The following is a 25,554-nucleotide window of genomic DNA, read 5'->3' on the forward strand; positions in this document are numbered from 1 at the left end:
GAAGGTGCAACCATCTGGCAGGCTTTCCTATTTCCGAGAGCCTTCCCACCCTGAGCAAGTGCGATTTTCTGAGGGTCGGTGACTCCCGCTCGATCAGTTCCGTACAGCGTTGGCCATAGCGGCCAACGAGAGGGCTTGGCGGGCGCGGTCGAGGACGACCGTGCGAGAGATGTCGATGTGCGATACCAGTGCCTCGTGCGCCTGCGGAATCTTGCCGTCCAGAACCAGTTCGACGACGGAGATATGTTCCTCCACGGTGGCCTTCATACGGTCGGGAGTCAGGTAGTCGAACATCCGCACGGGGCGCAGCTTCGAGTTGACGGCCTGAAGAGCGTCGACCAGTGCGTGGTTGCCGGACGAGGCGAGGAGCGCAATGTGAAACTCTTCGTCGAGGGTCACGAAACCGGCATCCGGCGATGGCATCTGTTTGCGAAACGCGTACCACCGGTCCAGTTCGGAACCGAGCGCGTCTTTGTCATGGACGGGGGCTTCACCGTCGAGTACCCGCCGAAGCCCGTGCACCTCGAGGAGTACGCGCAGCTCGTAGAGGCCACCCAACTCGTCGAGGTGCGGTCGGTACGGAAAGAGGCCGTGTTCGTCGCGTTCGACGAGCCCGTCGGATTCCAACTTTGCGAGCGCCTCGCGGACCGGTGTTCGCGAGACGCCGTAGAGATGAGCCAACCGTTCCTCACCGAGTCGTTCGGATGGCGCGATCTGACCCGACATCAGATCGTTCCGGATCGACCGGTAGACCTGCTCGCGCAGCGGCGGCCGCACACTCATGTCAGATTGCCATCGCTCGACGAACCGCGTCGGTGGACGTGGTGCCACCCTCACCGGTCGAGGTCACGTGTCCGGCCGCGAGAATGCTGTAATGCTGCGCAGATTGGAGCGCGAAACCGATGTGTTGCTCCACGAGGAGGACACCGAGATCGCCTCGCTCGGTGAGTTCCATGACGGTCCTTTCGATTTCGGCGACCACGTTGGGCTGAATGCCCTCGGTCGGCTCGTCCAGGATGAGGATCTTGGGTTCGGTGATCAGTGCGCGAGCGATGGCAAGCTGCTGTCGCTGCCCACCGGAGAGAAGCCCGGCCCGTCGATCGAGCAGCGTGGTGAGTGCCGGAAACAGATCCAATGCCTCTGCGATGAGTGCTTTTCCGCGTTTGCGCCCGTCGGCGACCACTCGAAGATTCTCGGCAGTTGTCAGTTGTCCGAACGACTGCTGACCCTGGGGTACGTAGGCAAGTCCGCGAGCGACACGGGCGCTGGGCCGCAGACCGGTGATGTCCTCACCGTTCAGAAGTACCTTTCCGCGCGTGGGTTTGATCAGTCCGACGGCGGCGCGCAGCAAGGTGGTTTTGCCCGCACCGTTGTGACCCATGACTGCCGCAACCCCGTCGCTGGGAACCAGTAGGGAAACGCCGTGGATCACTTCGGTACGTCCGTAGCCGGCGCGGATGTCGACGAGTTCGAGCATGATTCAGTCCTCCGGGGTCGGTTCGGTGTCGGCGCCGAGATCGGTTCCGGCAGCGGCTGTGCCGAGATAGACCTCTTGCACCTTGGGGTCGGCTTGGACCTCGGCCACGGTCCCTTCGGCGAGCACTTTCCCAGCGGCGAGCACCGTGACGGACGTGGCGAAGGATCGCATGAAGTCCATGTCGTGCTCGACGACGACGACGGTTCGCGCACCGCCGATGCGCCGCAGAAGGTTCCCGGTCTCCTCGCGCTCCTCGAGGCTCATACCTGCGACGGGCTCGTCGAGCAGAAGCACGGAACAGTTCTGTACCAACAACATTCCGATTTCGAGCCACTGCTTCTGGCCGTGCGCGAGAATGCCCGCGGGAGTGTCCCTGAGGTGTTCCAAACCGGTTGTCTCCAGTGCTTCTTCGATCTCGGGAAGCACACCTTTGCGTTTTCTGAGCAGGTTCCACGGTGATCGGCCGGCTCCGGCCGCGATGTCGAGGTTCTGCAGCACCGAGAGCTCTTCGAAGACGCTTGCCGTCTGGAAGGTTCGCCCGACCCCGAGACGGGCGATCTTGTGAACTTTCTTGCCGAGCAGTTGCTCGCCGGACTTCGTGATGGAACCGGTAGCGGGAACCAGCCCGGTGATGGCGTCGACCAACGTTGTCTTTCCAGCCCCGTTCGGGCCGATGAGAAACCTGAGGTCGCCCTGCATGAGGGTCAAGTCGACGCCGTCGACGGCCTTGAAACCGTCGAAGCTGACCGAAAGGTTCCGTACTTCGAGGTACTCGGACGACATTCCGGCGTTGCCGCCCAGTGCCGGTGTGGGTTCGCTGGTGGCGGTTGTGTTGGTCATGACGACACCTCCACTGGTTCGGGTTGGGAGACCTTGACCGGCGGGTCGGCCGGGGTCTCACGCTTCTTGCGGTGGCGCATCAGGGCGAACAATCCGGCCACACCTGCCGGGAAGAACCCGACCACGACGATGAACATCAACCCTTGTGCGTAGATCCATCCCGAAGGGAGTTTTTCCGAGAATGTCGACTGCGCCCATGCGACGCCGATCGCACCCAGTACCGGACCCAGAAGCGTTGCGCGGCCGCCGATCGCAACTCCGATGAGGAAGGCGATGGACGGCACGATCCCGACGTCGGCGGGGGAGATGATGCCCACGATCGGAACGAAGAGCGCGCCGGCGATACCGGCGAGGAACGCCGCGGTCACGTAGGCGACCAGTTTGATGTTCGCCGGATCGTATCCGAGGAAACGCACGCGCTCCTCTTGATCGCGGACCGCGACGAGCAGTTCGCCGTATCGGGAGTTCATCAGCTGGCGAATCAGAGCTACCGACGCGAGAAGAACTCCGGCGGCGATGAAGAACAACATCTGCTTGTTCGCCGGATCATTGAGGTTGAAACCGAAGAACGTGCGAAAGCGGTTGAGGCCGTTGCTGCCACCGATCGATTGTTGTCCGATCAAGAGGATCGCAAAAGCTGCGGCGAGTGCTTGCGAGAGGATCGCGAAGTACGCGCCCTTGACCCTCCGCTTGAACACACCGAGTCCGAGGAGAAAGGCAACAGCGGCCGGCAGGAAAAGGATGGCGAAGATCGCCACGAATGGCGAGGCGAACGGTTGCCAGTACCCCGGCAGTTCGGTCTTGCCGGCGATGGACATGAAGTCCGGGACAGCGTCGCCCTTGAGTTCGGCATCGGCGATCTTGAGGTGCATTGCCATCACGTATGCGCCGATTCCGAAGAACACGCCCTGGCCGAGCGTGAGCATTCCGCCTCTGCCCCAAGCCAAACCGATGCCGACAGCGACTATGGCGAAGCACAGGAATTTGGCCAACAGTGACAGCCTGAAGTCCGAGAGTACAGCCGGAGCGATGGCGAACAGCACGATCGCGGCGAGTGCAAAACCGCCCCACACCCGAATTCGGGAATTGTTCAGGATGCTCATACGAGGCTCCTCGTCTTGACTGCGAACAGGCCCTGTGGCCGGACTTGAAGGAAGACGACGATGATGACGAACACGATCACCTTCGCGATCGACGCCGTCGTCGAGTACTCGATGAACGAGTTCAAGATGCCGAGGGCGAAGGCTGCGATCACAGCTCCCTTCATCTGACCGAGACCGCCGACGACAACAACCAGGAAGGCGTCGATCAGATAGGACTGACCGATGGTCGGGCTGGTGGAACCGATGAGCGTCAACGCGACACCCGCTACGCCGGCGAGCCCGGATCCGAGGAAGAAGGTCGTGATGTCCGTACGACGAGAAGAGATTCCGCTCGTCTCGGCCAGATCGCGATTCTGTACGACGGCGCGGATGCGTCTACCCATCGACGACTGCTTCAGCGCGACCGAAAGCGCGATCACCGCAGCGATCGCCAATACCAGAATGAAGATGCGGGTCTTCGGGACCACGGCGCCGAAGATGTCGACCCCACCCGAGAGCCAGGTCGGTGCCGAAACATTGACTGCCGGCGCCCCGAAGATGTCTCGTGCCAACTGCTGAAGGATCAATCCGACGCCGAACGTCACCAACAGGGTGTCGAGGGGTCGGTGGTACATCCGCGATACCAGGACCACTTCGAGTACGACACCCATCAGTCCGCCGACGACAAAACCGACGAGGAGAGAAATGATCAACGATCCCGTTGCATTCGAGATCACCTGCTGCACTACGTATGCGGTGTAAGAGCCGGCCATGATGAACTCGCCGTGTGCCATGTTGATGACACCCATCTGCCCGAACGTGAGAGACAATCCCAACGCTGCCAACAGGAGAATCGATCCGATACTCAAACCCGTGAACAACTGTCCGATCACAACATCCATGACAGACGCTCCACCTCTCTACTCGTCGATTCCGTCAATTCCGCCTTTCCTCGATCAGCTGCCGAGTCCCTCGGCCCAGGGGTAGTTCTTCAAGTACGGATCCGGCTCGATCGGCTGTCCCGAATCCCAGACCGTGTAGATGAGTCCGTCGGAACGGATTTCGCCGATCCGAGCAGTCTTGGTGATGTGGTGGTTGTCGCCGTCGATGGTGACGAGTCCTTCGGGTGCCTGGAAGGTCACGCCGTCGGCGTTGTCCTGAATATCCTTGACCGCAAACGAGTTGGCCTTCTCGACGGTGTTCTTCCAGAGGTAGACGGAGGTGTATGCCGCTTCCATCGGATCGGACGTGGGCTTGTCCTGGCCGAACTTCGCCTTGTACGCCGCGACGAACTTCTTGTTCTCGGGGGAGTCGATGGTCTGGTAGTAGTTCCACGCCGTCAGCTGGCCTTCGACGTTTTGGACACCGATACCACCGACCTCTTCTTCCGCGATGGAAACGGAGACGACAGGCATGTCGGCAGGCTTCAGGCCGACATTCGAGTATTCACGGAAGAACGCGACGTTGGAATCACCATTGAGTGTGTTGAACACGGCATCCGCGTCGGCGGTGCGCACCTTGTTCACGATGGTGGAGAAGTCGGTCGAGCCCAATGGCGTGTAGTCCTCACCCTTGATCTCGATGCCGTTCGCTGCCGCGTACGCCTTGATGATGCGGTTGGCGGTCTGCGGGAACACGTAGTCGCTGCCGACCAGATACAGCGACTTGACGCCCTTCTCCTTCAGGTAGTCCAGAGCCGGGATGATCTGCTGGTTGGTCGTTGCACCCGTGTAGAAGATGTTCTTGGAATCTTCGAGTCCCTCATACTGGACCGGGTAGTAGAGCAAAGAGTTGTTGTCCTCGAACACCGGCAGCATGGCCTTACGGCTCGAGGAGGTCCAGCCGCCGAAAACTGCTGCGACGCAATCGCTGCTGATCAGCTTCTCGGCCTTCTCGGCGAACACCGTCGGCTCCGACGCGCCGTCCTCTGCCACGATCTGAATCTTCTTGCCCAGCACACCGCCGGAATCGTTGATCTCCTGCACCGCCAACGAGATGGAGTCGCGGACCGTCACTTCACTGATGGCCATGGTGCCCGAGAGTGAATTCAGGGAACCGACCTTGATCGTGTCCCCCGAGGTGTCGACGCACGACGTAGCCGTCGAATCTCCCGATGCGGTGTCTGTTGCCTTGCTTCCGCAGCCGGTGAGAACCAAGCCCAGCGCGGCGAGAGCGGCCGGCGCGGCAAGGGTGCGCTTCGAGAAGGTTCGCATGTACGGGCCTTTCGTGTCGATGGCTCTGGCAGACAATGGCTCTGACAGATCTGTATCCGGAGTGCGTATACAACGCTGTATTCGTCGAGTGCACAGAGTAGGTGGAAGTTGTTGCGGTGGAATGACTGTCGGTGACAAGTGTGTGTCCGGTGTTTCGATTGGGTGTCCAGGACCTCACACCGCAGGTCAGCGAGGGTGCGGTGTTAGCATCGACGAGAAATTGATCAAGCACTCGCTTGACGATCGGAACGTCGGAAGGATCTTCTCGTGCGCTCGACCCGACGGGACGAAATACTCGCTCATGCGGCCAAGCTGTTCAGTGAGCGGGGAATCGCCGCGACGACGGTGCGAGACATCGCCGACGAAGTCGGGATCCTCTCCGGCAGCCTCTATCACTACTTCGACTCCAAGGATGCGATAGCCAACGAGATCGTCGTCCGGTTCCTCGAAGATCTCAACGTCCGGTACGAGGACTCGATCGAACCGGAAGGTTCGGCTCGAAATCGGCTGGCCACGATGGTGTCGGTCTCTTTTGCCTCGGCGGTGGATCACCCGTATGCCACGGAGGTCTATCAGGGAGAAGCCATACTTTCGTCGCAACCGGCTGACGCTCCCATCACGGTCCTGGTGCAGAAGGCCCACAGTTACTGGCGATCGGCCATCGCGCGCGGAATTGCCGACGGGGAGTTTCGGGAGGACATCGATCCCGAGCAGTTTCATCGGCTCCTGCGTGAATCCGTCTGGTCCACCGTCGCGCAGTATCGCCCGCAGCTTTCCGAGTTGGCCGACGATCTGCAGCGCAATCTGATCTCGGTATTCCTGGACGGCTTCGCCGCACGTTCCGGCGACGGAGATCCGGTGGCACGCATTGCGCGGCGCACCGCGAAGAAGGATGCGCAAACCGAATCCCCCGACTCTGAATTTGCCGAACTCCGCTCTGATGTCGACGAATTGAAGTCCGTCATTCGCGAACTCAGCTCCTCGATCCGGCAGCTGCAGAAACCGTAACACCGCAGTTCCTGCGCGTGTAGTTCGGATTTTGACTATCAGTGTGACCCAGTGCATACTTCTGTCCACACTCGTAAATCAAGCGCTTGTTTGATTTACCAAGCATAGTTTGGACGGGAGTTCGATGTGAGACTCGGAAAGGCGATCGCCGTCTGCGCGGCAGTGGTCCTCGGGGCGAGCGCGTGCGCATCTGCCGGTGTCATTCCCGAAGACACCATCGTCATCGGTTTGGACGAGGACTCCACCGGGCCCGGTGCGTCATACAGCACGATCGCCGGCAAGACCGTGCGGATGACCGTCGACCTGATCAACCAGGCGGGCGGAATCAACGGTAAGCAGGTCGAATTGGTTGTCGAGAACGACGAGAGCAGTCCCACCAAGACCCCGTCGATCATTCGGAAGTTGGTCGATCACGGATCAAGTGCGGTCATCCTCGCCACGGGCAGCGGGTCGGTGCTGCAGGCCAAGTCGATTCTCCAGCAGTCGAAGATTCCTGCGATCGCTCCGGTCGTTCTCAGCGACGCCTTTGCCTCGGCGCCCGACAACGACTACTCGTTCATGATTCCGAATTCGTTGAAGCAGTACGCCCAGGTGTACTGCGGCGCTTTCGAGAAGATGGGGTACAAGTCCCTGGGAATTCTCGGTGACGCGAGTGCGTCCATCGACGGAATCATCAAGACCCTGCGGCCGGCGCTCGAGAAGTGCGCAAGAGTGACGGGCGTCGAAAAGGCTCCGGTGGATGCCGCGGACATCACCGCACAGGTCTCACGTCTCGCGGAAACCGAACCGGACGCGATTCTGGTCGCCAGTATCGGCGGGCACTTCGAGATTCTCGCGCACAACACCTTGTCGAAGATCGCCCCGCAGACGCAACGCTTCTCACTCGCTTCCATCGGAAACCAGCCCGCATCTTGGGCTTTGGCGGACCCGAAGGCGTTGAGCGGCATGGTGTACATGGGCTCGCTCAGTGAGAACAACCCGAGAACCGCCGAACTGCGTCGCAAGGTGCAGGCGGTGAAGGGGCCTGATTATCAACTGACTGCCTACGACGCACAGGCGTACGACGCCGTCATGATGTTGGCCGAGGCCATCGAAATTGCCGGCGATCACCGAGATCGGACGGCCGTTCGTGATGCACTTCAACAGGTTTCGGCACTTCCCGCCAGCTTCGGCCAGGACGGACTGACACTGTCGTTCTCCCCACAGGATCATCTGGCTCCGGACAGCCTCTGCGGACTGGTGCTCATCGAATTCGGTGAGGACAACAAGCCGGCCCATCCGTGGGATTCCTACCAACCCCCGTGCGGATAACCGAGGAGCCTTGACATGACAGACGCACAACTGTGGCTCGCAGCCATCGAGATCGGTGCATTTTTCTCGCTGATAGCCCTCGGAATGTATCTCGTGGTGGTCGGAGCCGACTTCTTCAACTTTGCGATGGGCCCGTACGCGATGGCTGCGGCCATGGCGTCGAGTTGGGTCGCGATCAATTACGGGCTCGCTCTCTGGATTGCCATGCCGCTGGGGATCGCGGTGGCAGTGGCGCTGTCGATTCTGACGGAAAAGCTTGTGGTCAAGCAGGTTCAGAAGCGCTCGGGTCGGGGGGAACTACCGGCGTTGGTGGCTGTGACCGCGGTCCTGTTCGGGATCCAGCAGCTCGCCGGCACGGTCTTCGGCCGCACACCGCTTCCCGGACAGAAGATTTTCGACTTCGATCCGATATCGGTGCTCGGCGCCACCGTTGACAGTTCGACCGTAGTACTCGTCGTCGGAACTGCTCTGATCTTCGTCGGTATCGGATTGTGGCTGAACCGGTCCACCTCAGGCCGTCTGCTTCGCGCCGTCGGCGACAGTCCGGATGCCGCCCGTGTCCTGGGTTTGCCGGTGGACCGGGTCCGGCTCATCGCGTTCACCCTCGCCGGTGTGATCGCCGCCGTTGCCGGACTTCTGTTCGCTCCCAAGGCCGGTGTTCAGTTCACGAGCGGCCTGTCGTGGACCCTGACCGCCTTCATCGCGCTTGTCATCGGCGGTACCGGCCGGAGTTGGGCTCCGCTGATCGGCGGAATGGTGTTGGGCGTCGTCCAGGTATTCGCCCCGTACTACTTCGGTGCGAGTGCTGCTCAAACCGCGATTCTGCTGATTGCACTGGTGTTCTTCGCTTTCCGTCCGGAAGGCCTGCTCTCGAGGAAGGTTCGCGTCTGATGGCCTCGCTTTCTACCAGTCCGCTCACGTCACGTCCGCCCACTTCAGGTGGCGGTTCCCGGACGAGAATGCTTGCCGTGTCACGGGAAGCTCTGATCACCGTGGCAGTGGTTGCCGCCGTGCTGCTGTGGATGGGGCCGAGTCTGTATCGGCAGGATCTGGTGTTCCTCGCTGCGACCTATTCGTTGATCGCTCTCGGAATGTACGTGCCATTCGTGCTCGCGGGATCACTGTCGATGGCGTACAGCGCGTACGCCGCGATCGGTGCGTACGCGGTTGCGCTGATCTCTGTTCGGACCGGGTTGTCGATGTGGTGGGGATGGATTCTCGGCGCCCTCGCCGCCGCAGCGGTCGCAGTGCTCCTCAGCTTGGCGACGCAGAAACTCTCCGGGTTCTACCTCGCCGCGGTCACCTTGTTGTTCGGTATCGCCTTCGAGCACTGGCTGATCGACGGGCCGAGCTTCACCGGAGGTTCGGCCGGGATCTCGGGTGTCGAGACTGCGACGATGTTCGGTTGGGAGCCACCGCGTTACGCGTTGGTCGTGTTCGCGATCCTGTTCGTGTGTCTGATCGCGGTCGCTGTCGATCGGCTTCGGAAATCCGTGTGGGGTCTGATGTTGCAAGCTGCCCGCGACAATCGCAATGTCGCACGGTCTTCCGGCGTCAATCCCGCTCACCTGACCGTGGTGGCGCTGGCGATCGGTGCCGCCGTCGCGTCGACCGGCGGATCGCTGTTCACCGTGTCGGTGCAAGCTGTCACTCCTGAAACATTCACTCTCAGTATTGTTTTCCTCGCGATCTTCATGCCGATCATCGGTGGTCGCGGTTCCGCGTGGGGTGCTCCGCTCGGTGCACTGATCGTGGTGATCGTGACGCTGAACATGCCCGGGTACCAGGGAAGCGGTGAACTGCTGCTCGCCGGAGCCGTCCTGGTGATCCTCATCGTCGCGCCTGGCGGGGTGATCGGATGGAGCCAGAACGTTCTGGGCCGAATGAACCGTCTGTACAAGGAGCGTGGCAACCGATGACTCGGCTACTCGAAGTGAGCGGGCTCCACAAGTCCTACGGCGGGGTCCGCGCTGTCAGCGACGTCTCGTTCAGCGTCGGACCGGGTGAGGTGGTCGGCCTGGTCGGTCCGAACGGTGCAGGCAAGACCACACTCGTGGACTGCATCTTCGGCACACAGCAAGCAGATTCCGGAGCGGTCACGCTCGCCGGTGTTGCTCTGACCGGGCCGTCGGAGCGCCGTGCACGGCAAGGGCTCTCGCGTACGTTCCAGCATCCACAGCTCGCGGCGGAACTCGACGCCGTCGACAACATCATTCCGGGACTGTACGGGCACAAGATCACCTCACCGCTGCACTCGCTGTGGTGGGCGATCAAAGGGCCCTTCGAGAACTGGGATCGCGCAGCGCAGCGGGCCCGGGAGATCGCCGCCCGGTACTCGGTTACCGATGTCGAAAGTGCCTGCGGGGATCTCAGTTTGGGTGCGCAGCGCCTGGTCGAGGTAGCGCGGGCGATGTCGAGCGAACCTGAAGTCCTCCTGTTGGACGAACCGTTTGCCGGTGCGGATCACGACGGTATCGCCGCGATTTCCGGTGCTGTTCGATCGATTGCTGCACAGGGCAAGGGAGTGGTTCTGGTCGATCACAACGTCGATCTCATCGCGGCGCTCGCAACCAAGATCGTTCTGCTCAATTTCGGATCGGTGGCGTTCTACGGACCGCCGCAGGAGTGCCTGGCCAGCGATGCGATGCGCGAAGTCTATTTCGGTTCCGAATACGAGGAAGGTGCCTGACGATGCTCGAACTCGACAGAGTCACAGTTCGATACGGCTCCGCGGTTGCCGTCAGGAACGTCTCCCTCACCGCCCCGGCCGGTCAAGTGACCGCAATTGTGGGACCGAACGGTGCCGGCAAGACCAGCTTGATCGGAGGAATCTACGGCTCGGTTCCCGCCACCGGGACAATCAAATTCGATGGTCGAGAGATCCAGAAATTATCGGCTCTCGCCCGAGTCCGTAGCGGATTTGCCTATGTCCCCCAGGGCAGGCAACTGTTCATGCGTATGTCCGTTCGCGAGAACCTACGCGTCGGCGCCGACCTGATGGGTTTGAAGGCCGAGGCCGTGGAAACAGCTTTCGAGAGGTTTCCGATCCTGCGCGAACGCTCGGAAAGTTATGCCGGGGTTCTCAGCGGTGGTGAACAGCAGATGTTGGTTCTGGGGCGGGCCCTTCTGGAAACTCCGAAGGTGTTGCTCCTCGACGAGATGATGACCGGGCTGGCACCGAAAATCGTCGCGGAACTGCGAGCGTTGGTCGGCGATCTGGCCGCCGAGGGAGTGACCGTCGTCGTGACGGAACCGGCTCTGGCTGCACTGAAGTCGGTTGTCGACCGCGGATATGTCATGCAACGCGGCGAACTCGTCCGCGAATGCGATTCCGCAGCGACACTGGACAACGCGTACAAACAATCGATGGGCGTACTCAGCGCCGACGGGAGATGATCGACGATCATGCTTGAAACGAAGACACTCGACTTCACCGTCGGTGAATTCGCCACGAATCCGGCCCGGTTCGCCGGCATCAGCATCAGCGAGATGGTCAGGCATTGGTCTGAGACCATCCCGGACGAAACCGCCTTTGTCACCCCGGAATCGAGGGTCTCGTGGAAACAGTACGACGCCGCTGCCGATGCCATCGCGTCGGCGCTGGACCTAGCGGGTGAGGGATACGGGCATGTGGCCGTGTTGCTTCCCGACACCGCTGTCTTCCATGCGGCTCTCTGCGCAGCATTTCGGACCGGCCGCGTTGCCGTCGGAATCGGTTCGCGCTCGGGCATTCGCGAGATCTCTCATCTGATCGCCCGCTCCGAAGCATCCGTTCTGGTCACCGCGCGCACGCTGCGAGGCGTCGACACCGCCGAACTCGTGGCGAGTCTGCGGGCCGAGCATCCCGGACTGGACGTGGTCTTCGCCGACGAACGCGCCGATGTGATTTTCGAACGCGCGGGCGCAGGTGGCGAATTCACTTCGTTGCCGGTCGAAATCAAGCGTTTCCCCGCAACCAGCCCGTGTTTTGTCACGTCGGGCGTTTCGATGTTGAACTCAACCTCCGGCACGACGGGCCTGCCCAAGCTGGTGACACAAACCGAGGATCGTTGGGTTGCCTTCTCCGAGATTGCCGCCGAGGCGGCGGCGATCGGTGCAGACGAGGTGTTCCTCGGCGCGGTTCCGGCCCCTTTCGGATTCGGTCTCTGGACTTCGCATTTCCTGCCCGCACTACTCGGTGCTCGTAATGTCGTCATGGAACGCTTCGACGTATCGGTGATGATCGAGTTGATCGAGCGCGAACGGGTAACTGCTTTGAATTGTGTGAGTACACAATTCAAGATGCTGTTGCGCTCGGAGGCCGCGGAATCGGCCGACCTCTCGTCGCTTCGTTTCATGTTCACCGGTGGTGAAGCCGTGCCGTATTCGGAGGCACTGGCTTTCGAGCAACGTACCGGAGCGGCTGTCCTGCAGTTCTACGGATCGAACGAAACCGGCGCCGTCTCGGTAACGACGGTTTCGGACGGTTCCGATACCCGACTGAAGACGTGCGGTCACGTCATCGATCGCATGCAAGTTCGTGTATTCGACGATGCGGCAAAGGAAGTGACGGGCTCCGTCCGTCGCGGTCAGCCTGCGGTCAACGGCCCTCTGATGTGCCAGGGTTATTGGGGCGACGTCGATGCGAACGACGAGTTGTACACCGACGAAGGTTGGATGCTTCTCGGTGACATCGTCGAGATCGACGAGACAGGACGGGTGCGGGTGGTCGGACGCAAAGCCGACATCATCATTCGAGGCGGCAAGAACATTTCCGCGGTCGAAGTCGAGGAGTATGTACGCGCGCACCCTTCGGTGGAACTGGTCGCCGTAGTGGGAGTCGACGATCCGCTGTTCGGTGAGAAGGTCTGTGCGGTCGTCGTGTCCGCTGATGACGATCTGAGTTCGGAGGACTTGACGGCCTGGCTGCAGAGCCGAGGAGTGACCCGCGAGTACATACCCGAGTACGTGACGACGGTCGCCGAATTGCCGATGGCGGCCGGGGGCAAGGTAGCCAAGGGTGAAGTCAAGGCGCTCGCGCAGAGGCGGATCGCGGAACTCAGCTGATCGCGCCTGGCGGTACCGGCTTCGCGTTACGCTGATCCGGACATTGTGCCGAGAGTGAGGGAAACCCGATGACGAACCCTTCACCGCACCGATGGCGTAAGCGAGCGCTGTGGACTCTCGGGACAGTGATAGTCCTTGTCGGAGCCGTGGTTCTGGCTTTTGTGCTGAGTCCGCGACCCGGCGCGCTCACCGTGCGCTGGGTCTTCGATCGTGATGCTGTGAAAGTCACCGAGGCGCTCGAGAAGCATGCTCCAGGTGGCGTCGACTCGATCAAGGACCAGCACTATCGCGCCGATGACGACGACGCATATCTGGACGTCTACTTTCCTGCAGCGACGACTTCAGCGTTGCCCACGGTGATCTGGACTCATGGCGGTGCCTGGATCTCGGGAAGCAAATCCAACTACGCGCCGTACTACGAATTGCTGGCTTCTCGCGGGTACACCGTTGTGTCCCTGGACTACTCACTCGGGCCCGAGCATCACTACCCGACAGCGGTGCGACAGCTCAACGACGCGCACGCGTACGTCGTCGCGAATGCAGAACGGCTGCATGTTGATCCGACGAAGATCGTTCTCGCCGGTGATTCTGCGGGAGCGCAACTCACGAGTCAGCTCGCCACTCTCGTCACTGATCCCGCGTATGCGGACCGCGTGGGCGTGAACCCGTCGTTGCGGCCGGATCAGCTACGCGGAGTGATCCTGAACTGTGGAATCTACGACGTCGGGAACATGGTCGGCGGACCCGGCATCATCGGTTGGGGAGTTGATCGGTCCCTCTGGGCGTATACCGGGGTGCGTGACTTCATGAGTACCGATGCAGCGGATCAGATGTCGACCTTGAACTACGTCACCGATCGATTTCCGCCTGCTTACATCAGCGGTGGAAACGCGGATCCGTTGACCGATTCTCAGTCGAAACCGTTGGCTGACAAATTATCGGGGTTGGGAATTGCGGTCGACACACTGTTCTATCCGGCCGATCACGTTCCGGCGCTCGGTCACGAGTATCAGTTCGATCTGGACAATGCCGACGGTCTCACGGCGCTCGATCGGACGGTTCAGTTTCTCGACGCTCATACCGGCTAGTTACCGGATTGTGTTGAACCACCGGGAAAATGGTCATTTCGGGCAAAGCTCCGAGGGTGTGTTCGGAGGGAATTCCCAGCTAGTCCTTTTGGTCTAGCCTGGGGAGATCCGATCCGACACCAGGAGTTGTTGTGCGAGCGTCTTCCCCCGACAGACGGCGAAGACTCGTTGTCGGAAGCATGGCGGCGTTCGTCGTCATTCTGTTCGGCATAACCGCCGCGCTGTTCAGTCCGTGGCCAGGAGTTCTCCTCGTACGGTGGATGTCAGCGGGTGGGTCCGAAGCGACTCACGCACAACTCGACAAACACGCACCGCCAGGAATCGTCTCGGTCCTCGATCAGCCGTACCGCGACGGCGACGACGACGCACGACTGGACGTGTACTACCCGTCGGAGTCCACGTCAGCGCTACCGACGGTGGTCTGGGTGCACGGCGGTGGCTGGATAGCGGGATCGAGAACTGATGCCGCCGGTTACTACAAACTTTTGGCAGATCAAGGTTTCACTGTGATTTCGGTGGACTATTCACTGGGGCCGGAAGCGTATTACCCCACCGCAGTGAATCAACTGAACGACGCGTATCGATTCATCGTGAGCAATGCGGACAGGTTGCATGTCGATTCGAACAATCTCTTTCTTGCGGGAGATTCGGCAGGCGCGCAGTTGTCCAGTCAGTTGGCGACCGTCATGACCAGCCCTGACTACGCGTCGGAAATGGGTGTGGAGCCGGCATTACGACCCGAGCAGATACGCGGAGTTGTCCTCGACTGCGGGGTCTTCGATCTGAAACCGCTGCTGTCACAGGGGAAGTACTTCGGATGGAGCGTCGACAAGCAATCACTGTGGGGCTACCTCGGAACGAGGGACTTCGACGGGTCGACTGCAGTGGGTCAGATGTCGACACTGGGTCATGTGACCTCGGACTTTTCAGCGACGTTCATCACCGGCGGAAATGTCGACCCACTGACCGCCAGCCAGTCGAAACCCATGGCAGAACGGCTCGCCGATCTGGGCGTCGAGGTCGATGCACTGTTCTACCCCGACGATCACGAGCCTGCACTCGACCACGAATATCAGTTCGACCTCGACACCGTGGACGCGATGATCGCGTTCGACCGCACAGTCGCGTTCCTGCGCGACCACGTGCGTTAACGCGGTCAGCGAATCACGTACGGCGAAATCGAACTCCGGTGCTCGCTGATGTCGAGGTCTTTACCCAAGGGAGGGAAGGCGCGCTGCGGACAGTTGAGGCGTTCGCAGACGCGGCAGCCCGAGCCGATCGGCGTTCCTGGATTCGACTCGTCCAGATCCAGACCGTCGCTGTAGACGAGTCGATGAGCGTGGCGAATCTCGCATCCCAATCCGATGGCGAAGATCTTCGCGGGCTGTCCGTACCGAGCAGCTCGGCGTTCGACGGTGCGCGCAACCCAGAGGTATCGACGACCGTCGGGCATCTGCGCGATCTGCGGCATGATCTTGCCCGGATAAGAGAACGTCTCGTAGACGTTCCACAGCGGGCACGTACCGCCGCTGGTGGAGAAGTGGAATCCGGTGGCGGACTGACGCTTCGACATGTTTCCGGCACGATCGACACGCACGAACATGAACGGAACCCCGCGAAGTTTGGGGCGCTGCAGGGTCGAGAGGCGATGGCAGATCGTCTCGTAGCTCGCGGAATAGAAGGCAGACATGCGCTCGATGTCGTAGCGGAAGTCCTCGGCAACCTCGTGAAACTGGCTGTAGGGCAGCACGGTGGCCGCCGCGAAATAGTTGGCCAAGCCAAGCTTGGCCAGGGAGACCGACGCTTCGCTGGTGAAGTTGCCCTCGGCCACCAACGAGTCGAGCAGGTCGCCGTGCTCGAGGTACGCGAGTTCTGTCGCGAACTTGAAGACCTGTTGCCCGCCCGAGAGCCTTGCGGAGATTTCCAAGACCCTGGTGTCCGGGTCGTAGCGATGAAGTATGTTCTCGCCCAGATCGACTCGTCGAACGATCTGCACGTCATGGACGGATTCGAGGCGTCTGGCGATCTCGCCGGCGACGTCGCCGCGGTGAAAGCGCATCCGGGCAGTGAGTTCTTCGGCTGCGGTGTCGAGATCGTGGATGTAGTTCTGTCGCTGATAGAAGTAGTCGCGCACTTCCTCGTGCGGCATGGTGATCGAACCGCTGCCACTGCCGTCCGAGAAACGGTCCTCTGTGGCTGCGGCGAGCTGGGCCGTCGTGTTGCGGAAGCGGCGATGCATGTTCACCATCGCCTTGGCGAGGCCCGGGTGCGTGGAGACCATCTCTGCGATTTCGTGGGCGTCGGCGTCGATACCCATCTCCTGATCGAGGGCAACTTCACGCATTTCCGCGATCAGGCGCGTGTCGTCCTGCGGGGAGAAGAAGGTGGTGTCGACACCGAACACTTCGCTGATGCGCAGGAGGACCGGCACGGTGAGTGGCCGGACGTCGTGCTCGATCTGATTGAGATAGCTTGCCGAGATCTCCAGCGTCTTGGCCAGCGAAGCCTGACTCAACCCGCGCTCGGTCCGCAGTTGGCGGAGCCGGACACCGACAAAGGTTTTCGACATTTTCCCAGGATACGAGCGTCGGTCCGGCTTCGCAAAGGTGGGTTCGCAGTCTTCGCACCGGGGCTCCGCCCCCGTGAGTGGTTGAGGAGCCTCGGCACTCCCTAACCACTCACGGGCCGGAGGCCTAGACCCTGTTTTCCGAACGCGGGGCGCCAATTCCGGGATCGATCTGGAACGGTCCGCTCGACGACGGTGCGAGCGGGAAGTCGAAGATCGCTGTCGGGAGATACACCGTCGAACACGAGTTGGGGATATCCACGACGCCCGACAGACGACCCTCGATCGGCGCCGCACCGAGTAGCAGGTACGCCTGCTCCGGTGCGTAGCCGAACTTGGTCAGGTATTCGATCGCATGCAGGCACGCACGCTGGTACGACAGATGTGAATCCAGGTACTTCTGTTCGCCGTCCAACGTGACAGAAGTGCCCGAGAATGCAAGCCACTCGGAATACTGCGGATCTGTGTTGCCCGGCATGAAGATCGCGTTCTCGGAAACGCCGTAGGTATCCATGCCGCCCTTGATGATGTCCACACGAAGGTCGATGAAGCCGCCCATCTCGATGGCACCGCAGAACGTGATCTCGCCGTCGCCCTGGGAGAAGTGAAGATCGCCGACCGACAGATTCGCACCGTCCACGAACACCGGATAGAAGATTCGGCTGCCCTTGGTGAGGTTCTTGATGTCCTGGTTTCCGCCGTTCTCGCGCGGGGGAGCGGTGCGAGCCGCCTCGCCGGCCACGCGTGTGTACTCGTCACCGGTCAAGGTTCCCAGAACGGCATCGCGGGGCTCGGGCGGAAGCGCAAGCGGGGGAACCCGATTGGGGTCGGTGGCAATCAGGGCGCCCTCGCGGGCATTCCACTTGGCGAGCAGGGCTGCCGACGGAGCCGTGCCCATGAGTCCCGGGTGGACGATGCCTGTGAACGAGACGTGCGGGATGTGGCGCGACGTCGCCGTTTGTCCGGAGAAATCCCAGACAGCCTTGTACGCGTCGGGGAACTGTTCGGTGAGGAATCCGCCGCCGTTGTTCCGAGGGAAGATGCCGGTGTACCCCCAGCCTTGGCCGGCCAACGGACCCGAATCCTCTTGGGGGATAGGACCGATATCCAAGATGTCGACGATCAGCAGGTCGCCGGGCTTCGCGCCTTCGATGGAAAAGGGGCCGGACAGCGTGTGGACCGTGGTCAGTGGTGCATTGAGAATGTCGTCGGCGGAGTCGTCGTTGTGGATTGCGCCGTCGAACCATTCGCGGCAATGGACACGAAACGCATCACCGGGTTTCACCGTCACCGCTGCCGGGATGTCCGGGTGCCACCGATTGTGGCCGACGATCGCCTGGTCGTTGAATTTCTTGGCGGAATCGAGTGGAAACAGCAGTTCGGGCATATGCACTCCTCATTCTCGAAGAAACGGAAAACTCGTGGCGGCAGGACTTTCGTGTCGGATCGTGACTCGCTGTGAGGGTGCTCAGGGGCGAGGTAGCTTGCGGTGCAACGGATTGGATGTGGTCGGGGCAGTTTTTCGGCCGCCGCCGGGTAGTGACCCACTGACCACGGCAGGCTCGTGAGCCGATCGAGCCGTGGTGTCCAACAGACCCATCGCGGCCGACGATGCGTGACTTAACCGGGGTGACGAGACCACTCGCTTGGACTCGAGACTGCACTGGGGGCAACTGATCGACTGGGGCACTTCGGCCATCGCAAACGACCGCTCGAGCGGGCCGCAGCCGGTACAGCGAAACTCGTACAGGGGCATGCGGTCACGCTATCGGAGGATCCGTCAGTGCGACACTGGAACGACCAGGGCGACACTGGAACGACGAGGGCGACACTGGAACGACAAGCGCCGGGTTGCTGCCGCCGCAAGTGCGAACGTCAGCGCAAGTACACAACCGCGTTGTCTCCGCCGGTGCAGGTGACGATGCCGGAGGCCACCTTGCACGCCATCGTGTACTCCTTGCCGGTCACCGGACTACGTGCGGAAATCGTGCTGGATCGACCGGCGGCACCGGAGTTTCCGTAGGCGATCCGAACTGCCTCGGCAAACTCGCACGAAGTTTTGCCCCCACTGGTCGCGGATTCCTTGTAACTTCCGGCCGGCTGCCCGCCGGGGCAGGTGGACGCGCCTGCCGGGAAGTTCGCGGCGCGTGTGGTCGTCGGGGATGTCGTACTGGGAGCAGTTGTCGTGGCACCGGCGGTGCCGGGTGTGTTCGCGGCGGCGGTGGTGGAGTGGGCGGCTCCACCGGCCGTCGAGTTGGGGACGTCCTTCGGCCACAGAACCCATGCAAGCCCGCCGAAGAGAGCCAACACGGTGACGACACCGATGATCGATACCGGAATCACCCAGCCGGGTCGTCGTGGCGGCGGATTTCCACGTGGCGGACCAGGCGGGAATCCCTGCGGTGGGGGATAGGACTGCGGCGCGGCCCGGTATCCCAACTGCGGCGGTTGAGGCCCGGATTGCGACCATGCCTGGTTGTTCGGTGGCTGCTGATAGTTGTCCGGCACAGCTTTATCGCCCGTTCAGTGGTGTCGAGGGCGTCGAACGACAAGTCATGGTTCGACAGCATATGGCCGGCGAACGGGTTGTCGGGGGCTTTGCGAGACCTCGATCTCGGGAAAGTGCTCGCGCGAATGCCGTTGCGACGAAGTGATTGCGGTCACTTGCGGGCAATGAAGTTGACTCCGAAGTAGCGGACAGGCCCGTTCCGTGCGCTGCGCGAACAGGCGTAATTCACCAGTGGCGGAGTTGAGTGCATTTCGTTCACAGCCTGCGGTTTCATTACTACTCGCCAGTACGGAACCTGTCCGAATGGGCAGTGCTCGCCGTGTAGGAATCTTCACAGACTTAGCAAAGTGTGTTGAAAAGGTAGCGAAGATTGGCATTAGCAACAGGTAGACGGCACTTTTTCGATGTGCCATTCTCGGTAAGTACACAAGAAGGGCCTGGCAAGTATGTGAAGTAGTACGCACGTACTGCTCACAACAGGCCGGACCAGCAGATCAAAGAGATGGAGTCTTGATGTCGACCACCGGCACCCCGAAGACCGCAGCTGAGCTCCAGCAGGATTGGGACACCAACCCTCGCTGGAAGGGCGTTACTCGTAACTACACGGCCGATCAGGTCGTCAAGCTCCAGGGCACCGTCGTCGAGGAGCAGACCCTCGCTCGTCGCGGATCCGAGATCCTGTGGGATCTCGTGAACAACGAGGACTACATCAACTCCCTCGGTGCACTTACCGGCAACATGGCTGTGCAGCAGGTTCGCGCCGGCCTGAAGGCCATCTACCTCTCCGGTTGGCAGGTTGCCGGCGACGCGAACCTCTCGGGCCACACCTACCCGGACCAGAGCCTCTACCCGGCCAACTCGGTTCCGGCCGTCGTCCGTCGCATCAACAACGCACTCCTGCGCGCCGACGAGATCGCCAAGACGGAGGGTGACACCTCCGTCAGCAACTGGCTCGCTCCGATCGTTGCCGACGCCGAAGCCGGCTTCGGTGGCGCTCTCAACGCTTACGAGCTGCAGAAGGCCATGATCGGCGCCGGCGCTGCCGGTGTCCACTGGGAGGATCAGCTCGCTTCGGAGAAGAAGTGCGGCCACCTCGGCGGCAAGGTGCTCATCCCCACGCAGCAGCACATCCGCACCCTGACCTCGGCTCGCCTGGCTTCCGACGTCGCGGACGTTCCGTCCGTCATCATCGCCCGCACCGACGCTGAGGCCGCAACCCTCATCACCTCCGACGTGGACGAGCGTGACCGCCCGTTCCTCGACGGAACCCGCACGGCTGAGGGCTTCTACGGCGTCAAGAACGGCATCGAGCCCTGCATCGCTCGCGCCAAGGCTTACGCACCGTACGCAGACCTCATCTGGATGGAGACCGGCGTGCCGGATCTCGAGGTTGCAAAGAAGTTCGCCGAGTCCGTTCGCAGCGAATTCCCGGACCAGCTCCTGGCCTACAACTGCTCCCCTTCCTTCAACTGGAAGGCGCACCTGGACGACGCCACCATCGCGAAGTTCCAGAAGGAGCTCGGCGCAATGGGCTTCAAGTTCCAGTTCATCACGCTGGCCGGCTTCCACTCGCTCAACTACGGCATGTTCGACCTGGCCTACGGCTACGCCCGCGAAGGCATGACGGCATTCGTCGACCTGCAGGAGCGTGAGTTCAAGGCTGCTGAAGAGCGTGGCTTCACCGCCATCAAGCACCAGCGTGAGGTTGGCGCCGGCTACTTCGACACCATCGCCACCACCGTTGACCCCAACACCTCGACGGCAGCTCTCAAGGGCTCCACCGAAGAGGGCCAGTTCCACTAAGAACTGACTTCGGGTGGGGGAGAGGCTCGGGTTCGGGTCTCTCCCCTGCTTGTATCACCGATCTACTTTCTCTCGTCTTCAAGGCAGTTCCAATTGCATCGGCCACCAGCGTCGACGCAGTTCGAAGTGCTTTCTTTGCAACACCTTCAGACTGCAAAACCTTCACCAGACAAACTCCACGAGACAAACAAGGAGCTGACGTGACCAGCGAAAAAATTCAGCGCGTCGGCGTTATCGGCGCCGGAATCATGGGTGCCGGAATCGCCGAGGTGTGCGCCCGCGCACATGTCGATGTTCTGGTCTTCGAGCAGACTCGCGAGCTTGCAGCAGCCGGGCGTTCACGCATCCTGCGTTCGCTCGACCGCGGCGTGAGCAGCGGAAAGATCACAGAACGCGAGCGTGAGCAGGCCGCATGGCGTCTGCGTTTCACCTCCGATCTGGGAGATTTCGCGGACCGCCAGCTCGTCGTGGAGGCCGTCGTCGAAGACGAGAAGATCAAGAGCGAAATCTTCGCCGAGCTCGACGCGGTCGTGACGGACCCGGATGCGGTTCTCGCGTCCAACACGTCGTCGATCCCGATCATGAAGCTCGGCATCTCGACCAAGCGTCCCGAGCGAGTCATCGGTATGCACTTCTTCAACCCGGTGCCGGTTCTGCCGCTCGTCGAATTGGTGACGACGCTCAAGACCAGTGCCTCCGTCTCGCAGCGCGCCGAGGCTTTTGCCAGCGACATCCTCGGCAAGCAGGTCGTCCGCAGTGCCGACCGCTCCGGCTTCGTCGTCAACGCACTCCTGGTGCCGTACCTGCTCTCGGCGATCCGCATGGTCGAGTCGGGCTTCGCAACGAAGGAAGACATCGACAAGGCAACGGTTCTGGGCCTCGCGCACCCCATGGGTCCGCTGGCGCTGACGGACCTGGTCGGCCTCGACACCGTCAAGTCCATCGCCGACTCCATGTACGAAGAGTTCAAGGAGCCGCTGTACTCCGCTCCGCCGCTGCTCCTGCGTATGGTCGAAGCCGGATTGACCGGCAAGAAGTCCGGCGCGGGCTTCTACGAATACGCCGACAACGGTCGCTCCACCAAGCAGGCAAGCTAAGGCCCAAAGCCCCCTGTGCGCGTTTGTGGAGTGTAGAGACTCCATAAACGCGCACAGGGCGCTCGCGCCCCTCGGTTAGAAAGGTCGACCGCATGTCCAGCAGCACTGCAGCATTCGGCTCCAGCGTCCTGGGGTATCCGCGCATCGGGCCGCGCCGTGAGCTCAAGCGCGCCCTCGAGTCCTACTGGCACGGCACTTCGGACAAGGACGCACTCCTCGCGGTCGCCAAGGAACTCCAGGAATCGACCTGGAGCGAATTGGCTGCGACGGGATTGAGCCAGGTTCCCGGCAACACCTTCTCCTTCTACGATCACGTGCTCGACAATGCGCTGCTTTTCGGCGCAGTGCCGGAGCGGTTCAAGCCGCTCGAGGGCGCACTCGATCCGCTCGATTTCTACTTCACGATGGCCCGCGGTCGCCCCGACTTCCCGCCTCTCGAGCTGGTGCGCTTCTTCGGCACGAACTACTACTACCGTCAGCCCGAGATCGACGCGAACACGGTGTTCTCGCTCAACTCGGAAGCACTGCTCGACGAGTTCGAACGTGCGAAGGCGCGCGGCATCGAATTGCGCCCCGTCATCATGGGACCGGTTTCGCTGCTTCTGCTCTCGAAGGTCGGGCCTGCCACCGAGAAGTCCGATCCGAACTTCACCCCACTCGATCTGTTGGACGCAATCCTGCCCGAGTACGAGAAGCTCTTCGAGCAGCTCGCCAAGGCCGGTGCCACCTGTGTTCAGTTGGACGAGCCTTCGGTGACCGAGGACCGCACCGCCGACGAGCTCGCCGCTCTGGGACGCGCATACGAGAAACTTTCGACGGCTCCGCTGCGCCCGCGCCTGTTGGTGACGGGTCCGTACGGCAAGTTCGGCGAAGCCCTCAACATCTTGGCGCCCACCAAGATCGAGGCCTTCGGTCTGGACTTGGTGCACGGCAAGATCACGGCCGAGGAACTGGCCGCGGTGCCGAACATCAAGCGCAAGCGCATCTACGCAGGCGTCGTCGACGGTCGTAACGTGTGGCGCGTCGACCGGTTCAACACGTTGACGTACCTGAACGAACTCAAGGACGTCGTGCCTGACCTCGTCGTCTCCACGTCGTCGTCGCTGCTGCACGTGCCGTACGACGTGCTCTCCGAGTACGACATTCCGGGAGACGTCGCAGACCGTTTGGCTTTTGCGAAGCAGAAGGTCGGCGAGGTCGTCTCACTGGCGAAGGCGCTCACCGAAGGTCCTTCGGACAAGTGGCGTAAGCGTCCGACGAAGGTGCACTTCAAGCTCAAGCACGCAGTCCGTGCTCGGGTCAACGCGATCAAGCCCGAAGATCGTGTGCGTGCACCGTACGAGGAGCGTCGCAAAGCTCAGCAGGAACGGTTGAACCTGCCTTTGGTTCCGGCTCAGACACTGGGTTCGTTCCCGCAGACCGACGCGATTCGCCAGGCTCGTTACGAACTCGGCCAGGGGCGCTTGGAGTGGGACGACTACTACAAGCGCATCCAGGAAGAGATCGAGCGCACAATCCGTCTGCAAGAGGACATCGGTCTCGATGTTTTCGTGCACGGCGAGCACGAGCGCAACGACATGGTCCAGTACTTCGCCGAACTGCTCGAGGGCTATGCCTTCACGCACAACGGTTGGGTTCAGGCCTACGGATCTCGTTGTACGCGTCCGCCGATTCTCTACGGAGACATCGCACGTCCGAAGCCGATGACGGTCGAGTGGATTGCGTACGCGCAGTCGCTGACCGACAAGCCGGTCAAGGGCATGCTGACGGGTCCGGTCACCATGATCGCTCGTTCGTTCGTGCGTCAGGATCAGCCGCTCTACGAAACGGCAGAGCAACTGGCACTTGTCATTCGAGACGAAATCGCGGATCTCGAAGCCGCCGGAATCGCCATCATCCAGGTGGACGAGCCGGCAATTCGTGAACTGCTGCCACTGCGTGAGGACGGCCGGGAGGCCTACCTGGAGTGGGCCGTCGACGCGTTCCGTCTGGCAACGGGTGGAGCGAAGCCGGAAACACAGATCCACACACATCTGACGTACTCCGCTCGGTCGTCGGTGGTCGACGCCATCGAACGGTTGGACGCCGATGTGACGGCTATCGTCGCGACCCGCTCCATCACGTGGGTTCTCGAAGCACTCAAGGAAGGCGCGCTCACACACGGCGTCGGCCCCGGCGTCTACGAATCTCGTTCGGCTCGGATTCCCGACATCGACGAGCTCGACGAATTGCTTACCGAGGCAAGCGAATCGATCTCTCTCGATCGTTTGTGGGCAAACCCGGACGGTGGCCTCAAGACCCGCCATCCGTGGCAGCTCGAGCCTTCGCTGCGCAACATGGTTGCGGCCGCGAGGCGCTTGCGTCGTCGCGCCGAGCAAGCCGAGCGCGACCCCGAGTAAGTCACGTAAAGAACTAGTCATGGAGGGGCCTGCGAGTTGCAGGTCCCTCCATGCACGGGTAGGCATGTCTGCATGGTTACTGCTGCTGCTTATGCCGCGACGTCTGCTGACGGTCCGCTCGAGAAGACCACCGTCGAACGCCGCGAGCTCGGTCCACTGGACATTCTCATCGACATCAAATTTGCCGGCATCTGCCATTCCGACATCCACACCGCTCGCAACGAGTGGGGCGGAGCCAAGTACCCGATCGTCCCCGGACACGAAATCGCCGGCGTCGTCGCCGCCGTGGGTTCCGATGTCACCAAGCACAAGGTCGGCGACCGCGTCGGCGTCGGCTGCTTCGTCGACTCGTGCGGAGAGTGCGACGCCTGCACCGCCGGCGAAGAGCAGTACTGCCGCAAGGGTGTGACCGGTACGTACAACGCCACCGGACGCGACGGCGAGCGCACTCAAGGTGGCTACTCGACGCACATCGTCGTCACCGAGCATTTTGTTCTCTCGATCCCGGAGGGCATCGAACTCGACGTTGCCGCGCCGCTCCTGTGCGCAGGCATCACCTTGTACTCACCGCTGCGGCACTGGAACGCCGGCCCCGGCAAGAAGGTCGCCATCATCGGTTTCGGCGGCCTCGGTCACGTCGGTGTGAAGATCGCCAAGGCGCTCGGAGCGGAAGTCACCGTCCTGAGTCAGACGCTCGGCAAGAAGGAAGATGGTCTTCGCCTCGGCGCCGATCACTACTACGCGACCAACGACCGTGAGACGTTCAAGGCTCTTCGCGGCGAGTTCGACCTGATCCTCAACACGGTCTCGGTCAATCTCGACATCGACGCCTACATGTCCCTGCTCGCCATCAACGGCACTCTCGTCGAACTCGGCCTGCCGGAGAAGCCGATCGAAGTTCGGGCATTCTCGCTCGCCGCAAACCGTCGTAGTCTCGCCGGCTCCATGGTGGGTGGTATCCCGCAGACACAGGAGATGCTCGACTTCTGCGCCGAGCACGGCATCGGTGCAGAAATCGAACTGATCCCGGCGAGCGACATCAACGATGCTTACGAGCGCGTGATCAAGAGCGATGTGCGATACCGATTCGTGATCGACACCGCAACGATCTGACC

23 protein-coding genes are annotated in these 25,554 nt (G+C 61.6%); 13 read left to right on the forward strand and 10 right to left on the reverse strand.

Going from position 1 to position 25,554, the window contains the following annotated elements; translation table 11 throughout:
- Positions 1-93: 93 nt before the first annotated feature.
- The 6 genes from ACFQ6Y_RS24030 to urtA are packed head-to-tail and all read right to left on the reverse strand — an operon-like array spanning position 94 to position 5,612.
- A complete protein-coding gene (locus ACFQ6Y_RS24030; protein ID WP_378447079.1) occupies positions 94-783 on the reverse strand; it encodes a GntR family transcriptional regulator in 690 nt (229 codons plus the stop codon).
- A 1-nt stretch (position 784) separates the two neighbouring features.
- A complete protein-coding gene (gene urtE, locus ACFQ6Y_RS24035; protein WP_050656708.1) occupies positions 785-1,477 on the reverse strand; it encodes an urea ABC transporter ATP-binding subunit UrtE in 693 nt (230 codons plus the stop codon).
- Between the two features lie 3 nt (positions 1,478-1,480).
- Positions 1,481-2,317, reverse strand: coding sequence for an urea ABC transporter ATP-binding protein UrtD (urtD, locus tag ACFQ6Y_RS24040; protein WP_064688302.1), 837 nt, complete (start codon positions 2,315-2,317; stop codon positions 1,481-1,483).
- Positions 2,314-3,420 carry an urea ABC transporter permease subunit UrtC gene (urtC, locus tag ACFQ6Y_RS24045; protein ID WP_021333894.1) on the reverse strand — a complete coding sequence of 369 codons (1,107 nt, stop codon included), beginning with the start codon at positions 3,418-3,420 and terminating at the stop codon, positions 2,314-2,316. The genes urtD and urtC overlap by 4 nt, the downstream gene beginning before the upstream one ends.
- Positions 3,417-4,301 (reverse strand): urea ABC transporter permease subunit UrtB, encoded by an 885-nt coding sequence (gene urtB / locus ACFQ6Y_RS24050; protein WP_095970422.1) that lies wholly within the window; start codon positions 4,299-4,301, stop codon positions 3,417-3,419. Before urtB ends, urtC begins: the two co-directional genes overlap by 4 nt.
- 54 nt (positions 4,302-4,355) lie before the next feature.
- On the reverse strand, positions 4,356-5,612 hold the full coding sequence (gene urtA, locus ACFQ6Y_RS24055; RefSeq protein ID WP_007735391.1) for an urea ABC transporter substrate-binding protein: 1,257 nt from the start codon (positions 5,610-5,612) through the stop codon (positions 4,356-4,358).
- A gap of 267 nt (positions 5,613-5,879) precedes the next feature.
- Between urtA and ACFQ6Y_RS24060 the strand changes: the two genes are divergently transcribed.
- From ACFQ6Y_RS24060 to ACFQ6Y_RS24100, 9 genes are all read left to right on the forward strand, one after another.
- Entirely contained in the window at positions 5,880-6,620 is a 741-nt protein-coding gene (locus ACFQ6Y_RS24060; RefSeq protein WP_378637996.1) for a TetR/AcrR family transcriptional regulator, read from the forward strand.
- Positions 6,621-6,746: 126 nt separating this feature from the next.
- Positions 6,747-7,931: an ABC transporter substrate-binding protein gene (locus ACFQ6Y_RS24065; RefSeq protein ID WP_378638000.1), complete on the forward strand. Its 1,185-nt coding sequence runs from the start codon at positions 6,747-6,749 to the stop codon at positions 7,929-7,931.
- A 15-nt stretch (positions 7,932-7,946) separates the two neighbouring features.
- On the forward strand, positions 7,947-8,822 hold the full coding sequence (locus ACFQ6Y_RS24070) for a branched-chain amino acid ABC transporter permease (protein ID WP_054186876.1): 876 nt from the start codon (positions 7,947-7,949) through the stop codon (positions 8,820-8,822).
- A 68-nt stretch (positions 8,823-8,890) separates the two neighbouring features.
- Positions 8,891-9,850, forward strand: a complete 960-nt coding sequence (locus ACFQ6Y_RS24075; RefSeq protein ID WP_378638587.1) for a branched-chain amino acid ABC transporter permease — start codon at positions 8,891-8,893, stop codon at positions 9,848-9,850.
- Entirely contained in the window at positions 9,847-10,620 is a 774-nt protein-coding gene (locus ACFQ6Y_RS24080; RefSeq protein WP_378638004.1) for an ABC transporter ATP-binding protein, read from the forward strand. Before ACFQ6Y_RS24075 ends, ACFQ6Y_RS24080 begins: the two co-directional genes overlap by 4 nt.
- A 2-nt stretch (positions 10,621-10,622) precedes the next feature.
- On the forward strand, positions 10,623-11,327 hold the full coding sequence (locus ACFQ6Y_RS24085) for an ABC transporter ATP-binding protein (RefSeq protein WP_378638008.1): 705 nt from the start codon (positions 10,623-10,625) through the stop codon (positions 11,325-11,327).
- A gap of 9 nt (positions 11,328-11,336) precedes the next feature.
- A complete protein-coding gene (locus tag ACFQ6Y_RS24090) occupies positions 11,337-12,977 on the forward strand; it encodes a class I adenylate-forming enzyme family protein (RefSeq protein ID WP_378638013.1) in 1,641 nt (546 codons plus the stop codon).
- Positions 12,978-13,045: 68 nt separating this feature from the next.
- Positions 13,046-14,065 carry an alpha/beta hydrolase gene (locus tag ACFQ6Y_RS24095; RefSeq protein WP_378638018.1) on the forward strand — a complete coding sequence of 340 codons (1,020 nt, stop codon included), beginning with the start codon at positions 13,046-13,048 and terminating at the stop codon, positions 14,063-14,065.
- Between the two features lie 131 nt (positions 14,066-14,196).
- The gene (locus ACFQ6Y_RS24100) at positions 14,197-15,216 is read left to right on the forward strand and encodes an alpha/beta hydrolase (protein ID WP_378638021.1); all 1,020 of its coding nucleotides are present in this window, start codon (positions 14,197-14,199) and stop codon (positions 15,214-15,216) included.
- A 5-nt stretch (positions 15,217-15,221) separates the two neighbouring features.
- Here the strand turns inward: ACFQ6Y_RS24100 and ramB are convergent, their stop codons facing one another.
- The 4 genes from ramB to ACFQ6Y_RS24120 form a co-directional block, all read right to left on the reverse strand.
- Positions 15,222-16,634 carry an acetate metabolism transcriptional regulator RamB gene (gene ramB / locus ACFQ6Y_RS24105; RefSeq protein ID WP_003941547.1) on the reverse strand — a complete coding sequence of 471 codons (1,413 nt, stop codon included), beginning with the start codon at positions 16,632-16,634 and terminating at the stop codon, positions 15,222-15,224.
- 124 nt (positions 16,635-16,758) lie between these two features.
- Positions 16,759-18,018 carry a formamidase gene (gene fmdA, locus ACFQ6Y_RS24110; protein ID WP_378638026.1) on the reverse strand — a complete coding sequence of 420 codons (1,260 nt, stop codon included), beginning with the start codon at positions 18,016-18,018 and terminating at the stop codon, positions 16,759-16,761.
- Positions 18,019-18,099: 81 nt separating this feature from the next.
- On the reverse strand, positions 18,100-18,387 hold the full coding sequence (locus ACFQ6Y_RS24115) for an FmdB family zinc ribbon protein (RefSeq protein WP_378638031.1): 288 nt from the start codon (positions 18,385-18,387) through the stop codon (positions 18,100-18,102).
- A 119-nt stretch (positions 18,388-18,506) separates the two neighbouring features.
- The gene (locus ACFQ6Y_RS24120) at positions 18,507-19,139 is read right to left on the reverse strand and encodes a serine/threonine protein kinase (RefSeq protein WP_378638036.1); all 633 of its coding nucleotides are present in this window, start codon (positions 19,137-19,139) and stop codon (positions 18,507-18,509) included.
- Between the two features lie 514 nt (positions 19,140-19,653).
- Between ACFQ6Y_RS24120 and aceA the strand changes: the two genes are divergently transcribed.
- From aceA to ACFQ6Y_RS24140, 4 genes are all read left to right on the forward strand, one after another.
- A complete protein-coding gene (gene aceA, locus ACFQ6Y_RS24125; protein ID WP_050656693.1) occupies positions 19,654-20,943 on the forward strand; it encodes an isocitrate lyase in 1,290 nt (429 codons plus the stop codon).
- A 200-nt stretch (positions 20,944-21,143) separates the two neighbouring features.
- On the forward strand, positions 21,144-22,040 hold the full coding sequence (locus tag ACFQ6Y_RS24130) for a 3-hydroxybutyryl-CoA dehydrogenase (RefSeq protein WP_003941541.1): 897 nt from the start codon (positions 21,144-21,146) through the stop codon (positions 22,038-22,040).
- A 92-nt stretch (positions 22,041-22,132) separates the two neighbouring features.
- Positions 22,133-24,439 carry a 5-methyltetrahydropteroyltriglutamate--homocysteine S-methyltransferase gene (gene metE, locus ACFQ6Y_RS24135; protein ID WP_378638040.1) on the forward strand — a complete coding sequence of 769 codons (2,307 nt, stop codon included), beginning with the start codon at positions 22,133-22,135 and terminating at the stop codon, positions 24,437-24,439.
- A gap of 72 nt (positions 24,440-24,511) precedes the next feature.
- Positions 24,512-25,552, forward strand: a complete 1,041-nt coding sequence (locus ACFQ6Y_RS24140) for an NAD(P)-dependent alcohol dehydrogenase (protein WP_042452947.1) — start codon at positions 24,512-24,514, stop codon at positions 25,550-25,552.
- The last annotated feature ends 2 nt before the right edge of the window (positions 25,553-25,554 follow it).

It is taken from the genome of Rhodococcus sp. NPDC056516, from assembly GCF_042794655.1.
In the GTDB taxonomy this organism is placed as follows: domain Bacteria; phylum Actinomycetota; class Actinomycetes; order Mycobacteriales; family Mycobacteriaceae; genus Rhodococcus_F.

Excerpts from the sequence above, each read along its gene's own strand:
- ACFQ6Y_RS24030 (WP_378447079.1), bottom strand. The coding sequence starts at position 783 with ATGAGTGTGCGGCCGCCGCTGCGCGAGCAGGTCTACCGGTCGATCCGG.
- urtE (WP_050656708.1), bottom strand. The coding sequence starts at position 1,477 with ATGCTCGAACTCGTCGACATCCGCGCCGGCTACGGACGTACCGAAGTG.
- urtD (WP_064688302.1), bottom strand. The coding sequence starts at position 2,317 with ATGACCAACACAACCGCCACCAGCGAACCCACACCGGCACTGGGCGGC.
- urtC (WP_021333894.1), bottom strand. The coding sequence starts at position 3,420 with ATGAGCATCCTGAACAATTCCCGAATTCGGGTGTGGGGCGGTTTTGCA.
- urtB (WP_095970422.1), bottom strand. The coding sequence starts at position 4,301 with ATGGATGTTGTGATCGGACAGTTGTTCACGGGTTTGAGTATCGGATCG.
- urtA (WP_007735391.1), bottom strand. The coding sequence starts at position 5,612 with ATGCGAACCTTCTCGAAGCGCACCCTTGCCGCGCCGGCCGCTCTCGCC.
- ACFQ6Y_RS24070 (WP_054186876.1), top strand. The coding sequence starts at position 7,947 with ATGACAGACGCACAACTGTGGCTCGCAGCCATCGAGATCGGTGCATTT.
- ACFQ6Y_RS24075 (WP_378638587.1), top strand. The coding sequence starts at position 8,891 with ATGCTTGCCGTGTCACGGGAAGCTCTGATCACCGTGGCAGTGGTTGCC.
- ACFQ6Y_RS24080 (WP_378638004.1), top strand. The coding sequence starts at position 9,847 with ATGACTCGGCTACTCGAAGTGAGCGGGCTCCACAAGTCCTACGGCGGG.
- ACFQ6Y_RS24085 (WP_378638008.1), top strand. The coding sequence starts at position 10,623 with ATGCTCGAACTCGACAGAGTCACAGTTCGATACGGCTCCGCGGTTGCC.
- ACFQ6Y_RS24090 (WP_378638013.1), top strand. The coding sequence starts at position 11,337 with ATGCTTGAAACGAAGACACTCGACTTCACCGTCGGTGAATTCGCCACG.
- ACFQ6Y_RS24095 (WP_378638018.1), top strand. The coding sequence starts at position 13,046 with ATGACGAACCCTTCACCGCACCGATGGCGTAAGCGAGCGCTGTGGACT.
- ramB (WP_003941547.1), bottom strand. The coding sequence starts at position 16,634 with ATGTCGAAAACCTTTGTCGGTGTCCGGCTCCGCCAACTGCGGACCGAG.
- fmdA (WP_378638026.1), bottom strand. The coding sequence starts at position 18,018 with ATGCCCGAACTGCTGTTTCCACTCGATTCCGCCAAGAAATTCAACGAC.
- ACFQ6Y_RS24115 (WP_378638031.1), bottom strand. The coding sequence starts at position 18,387 with ATGCCCCTGTACGAGTTTCGCTGTACCGGCTGCGGCCCGCTCGAGCGG.
- aceA (WP_050656693.1), top strand. The coding sequence starts at position 19,654 with ATGTCGACCACCGGCACCCCGAAGACCGCAGCTGAGCTCCAGCAGGAT.
- metE (WP_378638040.1), top strand. The coding sequence starts at position 22,133 with ATGTCCAGCAGCACTGCAGCATTCGGCTCCAGCGTCCTGGGGTATCCG.
- ACFQ6Y_RS24140 (WP_042452947.1), top strand. The coding sequence starts at position 24,512 with ATGGTTACTGCTGCTGCTTATGCCGCGACGTCTGCTGACGGTCCGCTC.